9 protein-coding genes and 1 pseudogene are annotated in these 14865 nt (G+C 66.5%); 5 read left to right on the top strand and 5 right to left on the bottom strand.

Features of this window, described 5'->3' with window-relative positions:
• Positions 1–79: 79 nt before the first annotated feature.
• The 3 genes and pseudogenes from FVA80_RS31305 to FVA80_RS16650 all read right to left on the bottom strand — a co-directional run.
• Positions 80–511: pseudogene (locus FVA80_RS31305) on the bottom strand (serine--glyoxylate aminotransferase); the annotation flags it as partial.
• 64 nt (positions 512–575) lie between these two features.
• On the bottom strand, positions 576–1361 hold the full coding sequence (locus FVA80_RS16655; protein ID WP_147908153.1) for an enoyl-CoA hydratase: 786 nt from the start codon (positions 1359–1361) through the stop codon (positions 576–578).
• Positions 1358–2626, bottom strand: coding sequence for a CoA transferase (locus FVA80_RS16650; protein WP_147908152.1), 1269 nt, complete (start codon positions 2624–2626; stop codon positions 1358–1360). The genes FVA80_RS16655 and FVA80_RS16650 overlap by 4 nt, the downstream gene beginning before the upstream one ends.
• 257 nt (positions 2627–2883) lie before the next feature.
• Here FVA80_RS16650 and FVA80_RS16645 point away from each other — a divergent pair, with 257 nt between their 5' ends.
• From FVA80_RS16645 to FVA80_RS16630, 4 genes are all read left to right on the top strand, one after another.
• On the top strand, positions 2884–4188 hold the full coding sequence (locus tag FVA80_RS16645) for an MFS transporter (protein ID WP_246691986.1): 1305 nt from the start codon (positions 2884–2886) through the stop codon (positions 4186–4188).
• Between the two features lie 83 nt (positions 4189–4271).
• Positions 4272–4985: a GntR family transcriptional regulator gene (locus FVA80_RS16640; RefSeq protein ID WP_147908150.1), complete on the top strand. Its 714-nt coding sequence runs from the start codon at positions 4272–4274 to the stop codon at positions 4983–4985.
• Between the two features lie 565 nt (positions 4986–5550).
• On the top strand, positions 5551–7197 hold the full coding sequence (locus FVA80_RS16635; RefSeq protein WP_246691985.1) for an EAL domain-containing protein: 1647 nt from the start codon (positions 5551–5553) through the stop codon (positions 7195–7197).
• Between the two features lie 25 nt (positions 7198–7222).
• The gene (locus FVA80_RS16630; protein WP_147908148.1) at positions 7223–8170 is read left to right on the top strand and encodes a BLUF domain-containing protein; all 948 of its coding nucleotides are present in this window, start codon (positions 7223–7225) and stop codon (positions 8168–8170) included.
• A 260-nt stretch (positions 8171–8430) separates the two neighbouring features.
• On the opposite strand, the gene FVA80_RS16625 is transcribed toward FVA80_RS16630, so the two are convergent.
• Complete coding sequence (locus tag FVA80_RS16625) at positions 8431–9336, bottom strand: Ku protein (RefSeq protein WP_147908147.1); 906 nt, start codon at positions 9334–9336, stop codon at positions 8431–8433.
• Between the two features lie 204 nt (positions 9337–9540).
• Here FVA80_RS16625 and ligD point away from each other — a divergent pair, with 204 nt between their 5' ends.
• Positions 9541–12045, top strand: a complete 2505-nt coding sequence (ligD, locus tag FVA80_RS16620; protein ID WP_147908146.1) for a DNA ligase D — start codon at positions 9541–9543, stop codon at positions 12043–12045.
• Between the two features lie 220 nt (positions 12046–12265).
• Here the strand turns inward: ligD and FVA80_RS16615 are convergent, their stop codons facing one another.
• Positions 12266–14092 carry a sodium:proton antiporter gene (locus FVA80_RS16615; protein WP_147908145.1) on the bottom strand — a complete coding sequence of 609 codons (1827 nt, stop codon included), beginning with the start codon at positions 14090–14092 and terminating at the stop codon, positions 12266–12268.
• Positions 14093–14865: the final 773 nt, after the last annotated feature.

Raw genomic sequence — 14865 nt, 5'->3', positions numbered from 1 at the left:
CTGCCCGCGAGCGTCTGCTTCCAACCGAGCGCTCTGGCTCGTTCGGCGTCCGACAAGGGCGCAAAGCCGAATGACCGGCGACGATAACAGCCTTGATCGCGTGCGCCGTGTCCTCGGCGAGCGTGTCCTCGGCGCGCGTGGCCTCGACGTTGGCCGGGTCCGCACCGTGGCGCCAGTCGCCCGGTACCAACTCAACTGCGATCCCTCATTGGGCGGCCATTTTGCTCCACAGCGTGGCGAGATGCCCGATCTCGGACATCAACACTCGGGCGCCCGGCGAGAGCGTGTTGACGATCGTCGCGTCCCACGCCCCCGTTTCGGAGCCAAAAACGGAACGACCGGTCCATCGGTCCGGAAGACCGCCCTGCAACCTTCGCGCATCTCCCGATCCAGCCGGCCGAATTCCGGCCCCGGTGATCGATCGCCTGTCGGTCCATCGCCTGGAGAACACGCTCGGGCACCGGTTTGGGCCGGGGATGTTGAGAAAATGCCGTCCCTGCCGAAGGGGCATGTCGTGTCCTCTTCCAGTGCCGTCGCGGACGAGCCGTGCTGACTGTTGGATGAGAGACCCGACGTCAGGCGTCCGACCAAACCGCTGGCTTCTTGTCGAGGAAGGCTCGAACGCCCTCGGCGAAATCCCGGCTGCCGTAGCAGGTTCGGATACCGGCGCTGCCGTCGGCATCGGGATCGAGGGCGAGCGCAGTCAGCATCTCCCGGGTGACGCGCATGGTCACCGGGGCATGACCGAGCAGGCGCTGGCAGAGCTCCACCACACGAGCGTCGAGGGTCTTGGGACTCTCGATCGCGGCGAGGTAGCCGAGCGGCTCCAGGCTCTCGGCCGTCGGCATGTCGGCGAGCAGAAGCATGCGCTTGACGGTGCTCAGACCCAGCGTCGCCGTCAGGCGACGCAAGTTCGCGGGCGACAGACAATTGCCGAGGGTGCGGGCGATCGGAACGCCGAACCGCGCACCCGGTGTGGCCACGCGCAGGTCGCACGCATTGGCGATCGCGAGGCCACCGCCGACTGCCAGACCCTCGATGACGGCGATTGTCGGGACGCGCACGCGTTCCAGTCCAGTGACATACGCGTCGATCCGCGCCTCGTAGGCCACCCCGTCCTCCCCGGTGAACCCCACGAACTGTTCGATGTCCGTGCCGGCAACAAAAGCTTTGCCGCCAGTCCCGCGCAGGACCGCAATGCGGATCGCCGGGTCAGCCTCGATCCGGGCGAGGCCGTCGGCCAGGTCTTCGTACATCCGCCACGTCATCGCGTTGCGCGCGGCGGGCCGGTCGAAGGTCAGGTGGGCGATGCCGTCCTCGGCGCGATAGCGGACTGCGCCCTCCCGCTCGCACGCGCTCACGGTGCGAACGCGCCTCCCGCGCGCAGCGCCTCGGTTTCGTCTTCGCCGAGACCGAGTTCCCGGAGCAGGCTCTCCGTATGCTCGCCCAGAAGCGGTGCATGCATCCGGGTGCGGGGCGGTGTGCCCGAGAACTTCACAGGGAAACCGATGTTGGGGACGCTACCCTCATTGGGATGCGGGACCTCGATCCGCATCTCACGATGGCGGCCGTGCTCGCTTTCGAACGCTTCCGGATAGGTGTTCATCCGGCCGGCCGGAATGCCGACCGCGAGCAGGTGGGTCACCCATTCCTCGGCGGTCCGTTCGGCAAAGCTCTTCTCCAACTCGCCAATCAGCACGTCGCGGTTGGCGAGTCGGGCCGGGATGTCGACGAAGCGCGGGTCATCGACGAGGTCGGCCCGCGCAAGCACCTCGCATAGCAGCCGCCAGAGCTTCTGGTTGGTCGCGCCCATGACGAAGTAGCCGTCCGAAGCGCGCACGGCCTGATAGGGGGCGCTCATCAGGTTCGCGGTGCCGAGCGGCTTCGGGATGCGGCCGGTACCCCAGTATTCCGAGATGTCCCAGATCGAGAACGCCAGGGCGGAGTCGAACAGCGACGCGTCGATGTACTGGCCTTCGCCGCTCGTCTGCCGGCCGATATACGCGCTCAGGATCCCGTAGACGCAGAACAAGGCGCAGCCGATATCGGCTACCGGCACGCCCGCCTTGACCGGCGGCCCGCCGGGATGGCCGGTCACGCTCATCACCCCGGACATCGCCTGAGCCATCAGATCGTAGCCCGGCCGCATCGCCCAGGGACCGGACTGACCGAAGCCCGAGATGCTGGCATAGATCAGACGCGGATTGTGCGCGCGCAGCACGTCGTAACCGAGCCCGAGCTTCTTCATCACGCCCGGACGGTAGTTCTCGACCAGAATATCGGCGGTGGCCACGAGCGTCATGAATAACGCGCGGCCGGCCTCGCTCTTCAGGTTGATCGCGATGCTGCGCTTGTTCCGGTTCATGTTGAGGAAGCCCATGCTGTCGGGCCCCTTCATCTTGAACCCCATCGCGCCGCGGGTCTGGTCGCCCGTGCCGGGTGGTTCGATCTTGATGACGTCGGCGCCGAGATCCGCCAGCAGCATGCTGCAGAACGGACCCGCCATCACCTGCGTGACGTCGAGAACGCGCAGGCCTGCGAGCGGCAGCGGCCGGACGGGTGCGGTAGCAACCTCATCCTCCAGCGCCTGAGCCGAGCGATCGTCGGAACGGCCGATCTCATCCATTCAGGGCTCTCCTCCCGCGACGCATCCAAGGCGTCGCTTTTTGAATTCTGCATGCATAAGGCGATTTTCGGCGCGTGCAACGAAATTCTGGGCGTCACGCATAAAATGCATTTTGCGTGCAGAATTCATCTTGCGGGGTTTGACGCCTGCGCGCAGTCTGAGCCGAGACAAGCAGCGACATGCGATGGGTGCGGAGCCAACCGCGCTCACGGGAGGAACAGCCGATGAGCCTAGGATCCGGCGGCGTCACGCACGCCTTGCGCCGCACGTTCACGACGACCCGGGGGCGCGTTTTCGCGCTGCTGTGCCTGGTCTACTTCATCACTTACGTCGATCGGGTGAACCTCTCGACGTTGGCGCCGCTGATGGCGGCCGACCTACACCTGAACAACGTGGAGCTGGGCTTTGCCCTCTCTTCGTTCGGCTACACCTACGCGCTGTTCCAGGTCCTGGGCGGAATGACCGCCGACCGGCTCGGCGCGCGTCGGACCCTGGTCCTGTGCGGGATCGTGTGGACCGTCGGAACGCTGCTGACCGGGTTCGTCGGCGGCCTGCTCTCCCTCGTCCTCGCCCGCCTGCTTCTGGGCGTCGGTGAGGGCGCGACCTTCCCCGCCGCGACCACCGCGATGACACGCTGGGTTCCGACGGCTGAGCGCGGCTATGCGCAGGGTGTCGTCCATTCCTGCTCGCGGTTGGCCAACACCGTGACGCCGCCACTGGTCGTCCTCATGGCTGCCTATTTTGGTTGGCGGGGCACCTTCATCGCGCTCGCGGCGGTGAGCCTGTGCTGGATTGTCGTCTGGGCCCTGTACTTCCGAGATGAGCCGAGTGACCATCCGGGCTGCACGCCGGAGGAGCTGGCGGAGTTGCCGGCGCCGCGCAAGTCGGCCGGTGAATCGTCGGAACCCACCCCTTGGGCGGCCCTCCTGCGCCGCATGCTGCCGACGACGCTGGTGTACTTCTGCTATAATTGGACGCTGTGGCTCTACGTGACATGGCTGCCCAGCTACTTCGTCAAGGCGCAGGGCCTTAATATCAAGGAGTCTGCGTTCTTCGCCTTCGGTGTGTTCGGCGCCGGTGTCGTCGGCGACGCCATGGGCGGCATCTGGGCCGACCGCATCTATCGCCGTACCAACGACCTCGCGCGGGCGCGTCGCACGGTGATCGTCGTGAGCCTGCTCGGCTCGATGGTCTGCTTGCTCCCGGTGCTCTTCGTCCACGAACTCGCGGTCGTCGCACTCTGTCTGAGCGGCGCGTTCTTCTTCCTTGAATTGACGGTCGGCCCGATCTGGGCAATCCCGATGGACGTGGCGCCGAAGCATGCCGGCACCGCCAGCGGCATCATGAACACCGGGTCGGCAATCGCCGGCATCGTCTCGCCGCTGGCGTTCGGCGTGATCGCCCAGCTCTCGGGAAGCTATGCCCTGCCGTTCGTCGGCTCGATCGCCTTGCTGCTGGTCGGCGCGGTCCTGGCTTGGCGGGGCCTGCCGCGGGATGAGGTCACAGGGAGCGAGGCGACGTCCAGTCTGTCGCCGACGGTGGCGCCCGGGAACGCGGTTTAGCTCGATGCGGCCACCGAAAAATGTTGCCGGGGGCGCAGGTCCGATATGAAACGGTAGGGCATAGAGACCATCTGACGATCGCGATGATGCAGCCGACGAACCTCATCCGGACCAACCTCCACGACATGCTCGTTGCCGGCATTCGCGAGATGGTGATCGCTGGCGTGCTGCGGCCCGGCGACAAGGTCCCGGAACAAGCGCTCTGCCAGCGGTTCGGGGTCTCGCGTACGCCGTTGCGAGAAGCGCTGAAGGTCCTGGCTTCGGAAGGCATGCTCCAGCTGCTGCCCCGGCGCGGCGCCATCGTGGCGAACGTCAGCCCGGAGGAGATCGACGAGCTGTTCCCCGTGATGGCGGCGCTTGAGGCGCTCGCGGGTGAATTGGTCTGCAAACATGCCAGCGATGAGGACCTGGCGCGCTTGGGCGCCATCCACGATCATATGATGCGCGCTCACGCCGCCGAGGACGAGCCGACATACCTGCAGGCGAACCGCAGCTTCCACGAGACCCTCGTGTCCGCGGCCGGAAACGCCACGCTGACAGCCAGCTACATGCAGATCCTGACGCGGACGCGGGCGTTCCGATTTGTGGCTCGCAAGAGCCCGGAGAACTGGCTCGCCGCGGTGAGCGATCACCACGCGATCATGGACGCTTTGAAGGTTCGCAAAGCCGCTCGCTTGTCCCGTCTTCTGCGACGGCACGTGATGGGTGTGACCGTAAAGATCGCCCGGGATGCCATTTCCGAAGCCGCTCACGAGAACGCCTCCATCGAAGTCGGCGAGCTGCCAAAATCCGCCTGACCGCAGACCGAACTTGGGCGAAAGTCGCTGGCCCGATCCGGCGATCGTCGACCAGACAAGCGGATGCCTCCTTCACCGATGCGTCGGGTCCGGTGCCGGCCTCCGACGGCGTCGCCGCGGTCACAACTTCGATCGAACTATCCATGGCACGAATGGGAAGTTTGATTGATTTGTAGGCCCTCACATATTCGACATGAGTAAGGATCTGCTTTTGACGACTCGCACTATACGTCGGCGGATCGATAAAAAGCCGATGGGATCAGCGACCGTCACACGTTTAGGACAGGTCGCCTATTCCGGGGCGCGGTTACACATTGTCGCGGATTAACTTAGATCAGTAGCTGGTCTTGGACTCGATCTGGAATGCTTCGATATATTTCGAAGGGCATAAACCTCGAATTAAAGATTCACTGCTTATATCCGTCCTGATTTTAGACGACCTGTACTTTCAAGGCGTTTCTGACAGGGCCATTGCGTGATGAATGCTGACCTGCACCACCTCGGCGCAGTGCAACCCAAAATACCGGTGCCGGCGACGCGACCGGACTCAGGTGCGGCTTCCCGCATGACGCCCAACCACTACCTCGACGTCATTCGACACGGCCTGCTCATGATCGGCCGGTCCGGATATGTCATCGGCTTCAACGTCCCAGCCAAGCTTCTCCTGACAAGCCTGAGCGTCGAACTGACAATCGAGCTGTCTGCGATTTCGTTGTTCCGCGCTTTATCTCGCGGGACCGCGTTGACGCGTCGCGCAATATTTCAGTCGCTGCGGCATGCGCTGGATCTTCAGACGGCGGTGTCTTTCGAGGTGACGGGCCAGGATCGTACGCTTCAGATCGAACTCTGTCCTATCGCGGATGGAGGCTGGATCGCAACGCTGGAGGATGTCAGCGCACGCAAGGCGAGCGAGGCGCGAGCCGACGAGATGGCGCGCCTCGATCCCCTCACTGGCTTGCCGAACCGCCTCCTCTTGCGTGAACGTCTGGCCGAGGCTCTGGCGCGCTTGCAGCGCAGCGGCGAGGCGTGCGCACTGCTTCTCATCGACCTCGATCGGTTCAAGCCGGTCAACGACACGCTCGGCCACCCGGTCGGCGACGCACTGCTCGCGAAGGTTGCCGATCGCCTGCGCTCCACCGTCAGGCCCACAGACACCGTGGCCCGCATCGGGGGCGACGAGTTCGTCATCCTGCAAACCGACATCCGTGAGGCCGGGAATACACAAGCGCTGGCCCGGCGCATCGTCGATCTGATCGGCCGCACCTACATGGTCGATGGCCACCTCCTGACGATCGGGGCCAGTGTTGGCGTAGCCCTCGCGCCCGCAGACGGGGAAAGTGCCGACAAGCTCTTGAAGAACGCCGACCTCGCTTTGTACAGGGCCAAGCTTGACGGGCGCGGGACATACCGCTTCTTCGAACCTGAAATGGATGCGCGCATGCAAGCGCGCCGTCAGCTCGAACTCGACATGCGTCAGGCGCTGGCCCGCCGCGAGTTTCAGCTGCACTACCAACCACAGTTACAGCTGGACGATGACAGGCTGATCGGCTGCGAAGCTCTGATCCGCTGGAAGCATCCCGAGCGTGGCTCGGTGTCGCCGCTCGATTTCATTCCGCTCGCCGAAGAAATCGGCCTGATCGTACCGATCGGCGAGTGGGTCATTCGTCAGGCCTGCCGCGATGCGACGACTTGGCCCGCAGGGATGTCCGTCGCGGTGAACGTGTCGCCGGCTCAGTTCAAGAGTGACCGTTTGGTCGAGACGATCATCTCGGCCCTTGCCAGTTCAGGTTTGTCAGCGAAGCGGCTGGAGGTGGAGATCACCGAGGGGGTGCTTCTGCAGGAGAGCGAGAAGACCTTGCAAACGCTGCATCGTCTGCGCGAACTCGGGGTCCGTGTCTCCATGGACGATTTCGGCACCGGCTACTCGTCCCTGAGTTACCTGCGCAGTTTCCCGTTCGATAAGATCAAGATCGACAGGTCGTTCGTGAAAGATCTGTCGAGCAAGCCCGACGGTGACGCGATCATTCGCGCGATCGCCGGCCTCGGCAAGAGCCTGGGCATGACCACGGTCGCCGAAGGCGTCGAGACGCCGGAGCAGATGCAGCGCATCCGCGACGAAGGCTGCACCGACGTTCAAGGCTACCTCATCAGCAGGCCGATACCCGCTGACGATCTGCTGCAGTTCCTTGCGAACTACCGTCCACACCGTTGATCCACCCTATCCGTCGGACAATCCCATGAGCGAACTCTACCGCTTGGTCTATGCCAGCAAGAACCTGTTCCAAGGAACCGAGGCCGAGCTGACAGCCACCGTCAGTCAGATCCTGGCCGCGTCGCAGCGAAACAACGATCGATCCGAGGTGACCGGCGCGCTGATGTTCAACGCCGGCGCCTTCGCTCAAGTCCTCGAAGGCCCGCGCCGGGGGGTCGAAGAGACCTTCGAGCGGATCCAGTGCGATGATCGTCATGGGGACGTGACGGTTCTTCAGTGCGGCCCGACGGAGTCCCGCGGCTTTGCCAATTGGTCGATGGCCTTCGTCGGGCAGTCGGCCGGAGGGCAGGCGCAGTTCAACCAACTTGCGGCTGAGAGTGGTTTTGACCTGTCCAGGCTGGACGGCGATGCCGTGTTCGCCATGCTGCACGAGTTGGTCTTGGAGGAGGAGGGGCTGCCGACCTCCCTCGCCACCGCTCCTTTGGTCGGGCCAACCGATGCCGGCCCCCCGGCAGGACTCGATGTCGAGCAACTGAAAGCGGAAATCGCGCAGCTTCGACCGGATGCCGCAGCGACTCGGATGTCGACGCCGGCGGACGAAAAGCAAAGCGGTGCCTTCACGAACGCGGGGCCGCAATCCCGTCCCGCTGGCGACGTGAGACGCTCGTCGAAGGGAGCAACCGCCGCGGCATTGAATATACTCAAGGCCGCTCTGGCCAGTGAGCGGCAGCGCACGAGCGATCTTCGGACTGAGATCGACGCGTTGCAAGTCGCGTTGGCATCGAGCGAGGATCAGTGCGATGCCCTGCGGATCGAACGGGATCGTTGGGCTGGGCGTGCGCAGCTCCTCGCCACGGCGATGGCCCGAGAAGCGAGCGACGTCCAGAACGTGGCCCCCGGTCTCGGATCGGTGTTAACGCATCCGACGGGACAGCCGAGTTCCGACGACGCGGCAGGTGTCCTTGCCGCTTGAAGACCGTGGCGACGGACGCAGCGGGCGCCGGGTGGGATCGCTACGGGCCACGGTCGAGATCGTGAGTTGGTCCCGCTTCCACGCCCCGGGGGTGCTCCGCGGCGTGCACGAGTCGAACGACGCGGATGCCTCTGCCCTCGAGCGTCTCGACGATGTTCCCCGGATTGGCGGCGATTTCGGCATCGCGCACGGTAGCCGCGCGCGCCGTTCCTTGCGTGCCGCGCGCACCAGGCCCACTGGACGTCGGGCGTGCGTGTCGGTCACGCCGCTTTCCGCGCCTTCTCCGAAGCGGTCTTGGCCGGCGCGCGTTTCGGGGCTGAGTTCGAGCGCTCGGAACTCGATGTTTTCCGACGCGACGGTTTCGCCGGCTTGCCGCTCTTCTCGGCGTCGATGCTGCGCTTGAGGGCTTCCATCAGGTTCACGACGTTGCCGGAACTCGCGGCCCCGGCCTTTGCCCGCCCCCTGCCCTTCGGTGCCTTGGGCGCCTTGCCCTTGACCAATGCGATCAGCGCCTCCTCGTAGCGGTCCTCGAACTTCGACGGATCGAACGTCCGCGTCGCGCGCGTGATCAGCTCCTCGGCGAGCGCTCGCATCTCGGCTGTTGGATCACCGTCGGGCATGTCCTCGAAGTAGGCCGTCGGCGATCGAACCTCGTCCTGATAGCGCAGCAGCGTGGCCAGCAGGCCCTTGCCGTACGGTTCGAGCAGGACGATCCGCTCGCGCTTGTAGATGACGATGCGGCCGAGCCCGGCCATGCCCTTCTTCTTCATCGCATCCCGGATCACGGCGAAAGCCTCCCGCGAGACCTTGTCCTCGGCCGCGAGGTAATACGGCTTGTCGAGGTAGCGCTCGTCGACCTCCGCGCGCCGGCAGAAGGTCTCGATGTTGATGGTGTGCGTGCTCTCCAGGGCGATCTCGCTGAGCTCGTCATCCTCAACGGGGACGAGTTCGTCCTTGGCGATCTCGCAGCCCTTCACCTGATCGTCGCGCTCGACGGTGTCGCCGGTCACGGAGTCGACCATGAGCTGCTTGAGGCGGTTTCCGGTCTCGCGGTTGATCGTATGGCACTTCAGCTCTCTCGAAGAGCTGACCACCGGATACAGTCCGACCGCACAGGAGACGAGGGACAGTCGAAGATGACCTTTCCAGTTGGCGCGGGCTGCCACGTCGCTCTCCTGTGTCCGTCGAAGTATCTCCACCCGTCGATGCATCGGTAATGCGGCGATCGGGAGCTTGGCGGTTCAACGAGAGTCCAACTCGACTCGTTCCTCCACAGGGGCACCTGTGGATAACGGGCCCATTATTGTCGTTCGCTCCGCCGTCCCGGCCTCCCAGGAACCCGATCCGACTGGTCCCGTTTCCTGGAAGCGATGACCGAGCTCCTCAAACCGTATCGGGCCAAGCGGGACTTCGAGGGGTCGCCCGAGCCCCAGGGGAAGCGCGGCCGCAAGGCGGCGCGCGCGCGGTTCGTCGTCCAGAAGCACGACGCGCGGCGCCTGCACTACGACCTGCGTCTGGAGATGGACGGCGTGCTGAAGAGCTGGGCCGTGACGCGCGGACCGAGCCTGTCGCCCGCCGAGAAGCGGCTCGCCGTCATGACCGAGGATCACCCGGTCGATTACCTGGCCTGGGAAGGATCGATCCCGAAGGGCCAGTACGGCGGCGGGACCATGATCGTCTGGGACACCGGTTCCTGGGAGCCGGTCGGCGATCCGGCCGCCGGGCTGGCGAAGGGCCACCTCGAGTTCGCCCTGCACGGCGAGCGGCTCGCTGGCCGCTGGCACCTCGTGCGGATGAAGGGGCGCGGCGGCGAGAAGAAGCAGCCGTGGCTTCTCATGAAGGCCGACGACGAGCACGCCCGGCGTGAGGGCGACATCCTTGTCGCGCACGAAGCCTCCGTCCTGTCGGGGCGGACTAACCGGGATCTCGCCGAGGGCGGGGGCGTCAGGGCCGATCACGCCGCCCGCGCCGAGGTGGCTGCCGCGCGGAGGACGAAACCGCCCACGAGCCGGTCCAAGAGCGCCCGCAAGGCGATCCTGCCGCCCTTCGTCGAGCCCGCGCTCGCGGCCCTCGTCGACGACGTGCCCACCGGCGACGGGTGGCTGTACGAGATTAAGCACGACGGCTACCGCATGCAGGCCCGCATCGACGGGGGCTCGGTGAAGCTCCTGACGCGCTCGGGCCTCGACTGGACCGCGAAGTTCGAAGCGACGGCGCAGGCCCTGAAGGCCATGAAGCTGCCCTCCGCCCTGATCGACGCCGAGATCGTCGTCGAGACGGCGGGCGGCGTTTCGAGCTTCTCTGCGCTGCAGCGATCGCTCGCCGCGGGCGATGCCGCATCGGCGGTCTTTTACGCCTTCGACCTCCTGTACCTGGACGGCAGGGATATACGGGAGCTGCCCCTGACCGAACGCAAGGATCTGCTGCTGCAGAGTCTCGACGACGCCCAGTCGGGCGGCCCAATCCGGTTCAGCGAGCACCTGGCCGCCGACGGCGCGGCCATGGCGCGCCACGCCTGCAGGCTCGGTCTGGAAGGTATCGTCGCCAAACGGGCGGACGCGCCCTACCGGTCGGGCCGGACCGATGCCTGGCGCAAGATCAAATGCACCCGGTCCGAGGAGTTCGTCGTCGCGGGCTACATGCCCTCGACCACGGCGGCGCGATCTGTGGGGTCGTTGATCCTCGGGACGCACGCGGACGGCACCCTCGTCCATGTCGGGCGGGTTGGTACCGGCTTCCGCGACGCGGTCGCGCGGGATCTCTGGACCGAACTGGAGCCGCTGCGCATCCCGGCGCCGCCCTTCGAAGCCGAGCTGCCGCCGCTTGCGCGCCGCAACGCCCGCTGGGTCGAACCCCGGCTCGTCTGCGAGGTAACGTTCCGCGGGTGGACGGGCGACGATCAGCTGCGGCATGCCTCCTTCAAGACCCTCCGGAGCGACGTGCGTCCGGACGAGGTCGTACGGGAGAAGACGCTTGCGGCCCCGAAGGCAAGCACGCGGAAGGCGCCAGGAGAGACCGTGACGCTGACGCATCCCGATCGCGTCCTCTGGTCCGACGTCGGCCTGACCAAGGAGGGTCTCGCCGCGTACTATGCGGAGATCGCCGACCGCATGCTGCCGCATGTGATCGACCGCCCGCTGTCGCTCCTCCGGTGCCCCGACGGCCTCGGGTCCTGCTTCTACCAGAAGCACGGCTGGGCCGGGCTCGACGAGCGGTACCTCCGGGTCGTGGGTGACGAGAAGGCCGTGGTGATCCGCGATCGCGAAGGCCTGCGCACGCTGGTCCAGGGGAGCGTCCTTGAAATCCACCCCTGGGGTGCGCCGGCCTCGGACCCGGAACGGCCGGACCGCCTGATCTTCGACCTCGATCCGGGCGACGGCATCGGGTGGTGCGATCTGGTCGCCGGCGCCCTGGAGGTGCGCGAACGGGTGTCGGCGGCGGGCTTCGCCACGTTCGTGAAGACCACCGGCGGCAAGGGGCTGCACGTCGTCGTCCCGATCGAGCCGAAGGCCGGGTGGGCCGAGGCGAAAGCCTTCGCGCAGCGCATCGCATCCGAGATGGCGAAGGACGCGCCCGACCTCTACGTCGCAACCGTGTCCAAGAAGGCCAGGGACGCCCGGATCTTCGTGGACTACCTGCGCAACCAGAGGGGCGCGACCGCCGTCTCGGCCTTCTCGACCCGTGCCCGCCCCGGCGCGCCGGTTTCCGTCCCCGTCGATTGGGACGAGCTTCCGTCGCTGGGGTCTGGCGCGCGCTTCGACGTCATGAACTTGCCAAGCCGCCTCGCCGCCTTTCAGCGCGATCCCTGGGCCGAGTTCGAACGCGCGGCGCGGCCGTTGGAAGCCGCCGGCCGTCAGCCCCGCCGGCGGGCGTAGCCGGCCGGCACGGGCGATCTGCGGGCATGGGATTGCCTACGATGGTGACGGGACTGCGCGGCGGGCGTGGTCTGTTCCGCCCAGACCCCCACATCGCGGGAACCACCGCGGATGGGCGCGGGCCGACTGGATCCCCCACACCGGTCGGCGGGTCTTTCCTGCGGCGCGCGGTCGAAGCATCGGAATCGGGACGGATCGATCCCGCAGGGGACACGACCGTTCAGGCAAACAGCATGGCGGGTCGGTCATCGGCGTCGATTTCCGTCCGGCTTGGCGCCTGCAGGATCAGGACCCGATCGCCCTCGCCGACCTCGTTCTCCTCGTGATCGACCGAGAAGAATTCGAGGCTCCCGTCGGCCTTGATGGCGAGCAGATGGATGCAGTCCGGTTGCTCGACGGCGTCCGGGCCGGCGACCAGGAACCGCCAGCCGGCCTCGTGCCGTCCGGCCAGCGCATCGAAGCTGGCGTCCGCATCCCCGAAGACCTTGCCGCGGGCATCCCGGCTGACACCGGTGTCGGCGTGCAGCAGGTGGTTTTCGGACGGAGCGACCTGATAGACGCGCTCGCGACCGATCTCCGGGGCCAGCCGCGTGCATACGAGGGCGTTGTAGAGCTCGTCCCGGGTCGCAGCGAGCAGATGGTCCGGAGGATGGTCGGCCATCCCTTCCTCGGCGGATCGGGACAGGAGTTCCGCCTGCAGCGTCGGCACCCCCGCGTCTCGGGCGGCCAGCATGGCGCCGGGGTAGATGTCGATGATTACGACCGGTACGCCGGCCCGATGCAGCGCGATCACCATGTCGCTCGCCCATGGGGATGCCCCGACCACGGCGAGCCGCTGCGTATCGGCCGCGGTCGACAGGCCGAACCTGCGGGCGAGTGGGCCCAGGGAGAAGCCGTGGGCGAGCACGGTCGCGACGATGACTGAAAACACGGTGGGTTGGATCAGGTCGCCTCCGGCGTACCCCGCCTCGCTGAGGCGGGGACCGGCCAGCCCGGCGACGGCGGCCGCGACGATGCCACGCGGCCCGATCCAGCCGACGAACAGGCGCTCGCGCCGGGACAGGTCGCTGCGCAACGTGGCCAACCAGATCGCCGCCGGGCGAACCACGAACAGGATCGCGGCCGTTAACCCGAGGATGGGTGCCGACAGCTTTCCAAGGACCGCGAGGTCGAGGTCGGCGGTCAGCACCACGAACAGGCAAGACACCAGCAGGACGACGAGGCTTTCCTTGAATCGACGGAGTTCGGCCAGACCCGGCACGTGCCGGTTCGCAAGCGCGATGCCGAACACGGTCGCACCGATCAGCCCGGCCTCGTTCATGAGCAGGTTCGGCACGACGTAGGCGATGAGCGCGAGTGCCAGCAGCACGGGCGTCTTCAGCGTCTCGGGGATGAGGTCGCGCCGGAACGCCCAAGCGACAAGGAGTGCCGAACCCACGCCGAGCGCACCTGCCACCAGCACCCCCTCGGCGAGGTGAAGCATGAGCGCCGTTGCCGGATCCTCGCCGGCTGCGCGGGGCACGCCCACAAGCATCTCGATGACGACCGCGGTCAGGATGGCTCCGACCGGGTCGTTGACGATGGCCTCCCACTTCAGGAAGGCGGCTGAGCGCCTCTCCAGTCGCGCGTGGCGCAGGAGCGGCAGGATCACGGTCGGCCCGGTGACGACGAGGATGGCGCCGAACACGGATGCCGGCCCCCACAACATCCCCCCGATCAGGTGGGCGGCGAGCGTGCCCAGGACGAAATTGATGGGCAAGGCGAAGGCGGTCAGCCGTAGCACCCCCTCGCCGGACGCCCGTAACTCGCGGAAATCGAGGGCGAGACCGCCCTCGAACACCACGATGGCAACCGCCAAGCCGATCAGGGGGCGCAGGTTCGGGCCGAAATCGTGCGTTGGATGAAGCAGCCCGAGCACCGGCCCGACCAGGAAGCCGAGCGCGAGCAGGATGACGATGGCAGGGATGCGCAGTCGGGCCGCGAGAACCTGAGCGGCCATGCCGCCACCGACGACGCAAAGGACCGCCGTCGCCAAACCGTGTTCCATGCACGACGCTCCGGACCGACGTTCCGACCCACCCCCTTTGGCAGCCGAACCGGGATCCTACGATGGGGTGGGGGCGGTCGCGTGGTTCCTCCCGGACAGGCGGAGGATGCAGCGTACGCGCACGGTCAATCGAGCGGTCCCGCTACGGTTCCCGTTCAAGCGGCGCAGCCATGGACGCAGCCGCGGGGCTACTCGCTGACGGTGACTGCTTCGGCCACTCGGAGCGTTCGTTGATCGACGGCCGCGCGATCGACGGACCGTCCCGTTTCGTCTTCGGCGCGGCGGGCTGGGGGATCTGCCGCACGCCGGGTGCGATCAACCGCATTGGGACCGAGAGCTTCACCCACATGGACGGCGTCCCCTGGATCGAGGACGCCCGGCATTGGGTGTCGCGAGAGCAGCGAGCGCGTTTCGTCGCCATCCCGCTCCCCGCTCTCCGACGCAACCGCACGCCGGGACGACAAGCTTTCGCCTGGGCTGGTGATCCACCCAACGACGCAGGACGATCGCGCACCGCCGGCGCCCCGCGTGCTCGAGCGGCAAATCGACTATCGGCGCCGGCGTCGATAGTCGATTTGCTGCAGCACCTTGGCTCCGTCCAGGCAAGGTCTGCTTCCGGGTGTGACGTCCGGTGGCCTAACCGAACAAGATGGGCACTTTGCGGAACGTCCGGCTCCGGAGGACGGGTCGCGGCTTGGTGAGGGTTCACTCCGACAGCGAAATGCCGGGTCGCAGCGGGTCACCAAAATCATCGAGCTGCCTAAATTGCATAG

Source organism: Methylobacterium sp. WL1 (assembly GCF_008000895.1).
In the GTDB taxonomy this organism is placed as follows: domain Bacteria; phylum Pseudomonadota; class Alphaproteobacteria; order Rhizobiales; family Beijerinckiaceae; genus Methylobacterium.
The sequence above is the reverse complement of the archived record's forward strand: the minus strand, read 5'-3'. Positions and strand labels throughout refer to the sequence as shown.

Bases quoted from the DNA above. Each gene is read 5' to 3' on its own strand.
- FVA80_RS16615 (WP_147908145.1), bottom strand. From the start codon at position 14,092: ATGGAACACGGTTTGGCGACGGCGGTCCTTTGCGTCGTCGGTGGCGGC.
- FVA80_RS16635 (WP_246691985.1), top strand. From the start codon at position 5,551: ATGACGCCCAACCACTACCTCGACGTCATTCGACACGGCCTGCTCATG.
- FVA80_RS16630 (WP_147908148.1), top strand. From the start codon at position 7,223: ATGAGCGAACTCTACCGCTTGGTCTATGCCAGCAAGAACCTGTTCCAA.
- ligD (WP_147908146.1), top strand. From the start codon at position 9,541: ATGACCGAGCTCCTCAAACCGTATCGGGCCAAGCGGGACTTCGAGGGG.
- FVA80_RS16650 (WP_147908152.1), bottom strand. From the start codon at position 2,626: ATGGATGAGATCGGCCGTTCCGACGATCGCTCGGCTCAGGCGCTGGAG.
- FVA80_RS16640 (WP_147908150.1), top strand. From the start codon at position 4,272: ATGATGCAGCCGACGAACCTCATCCGGACCAACCTCCACGACATGCTC.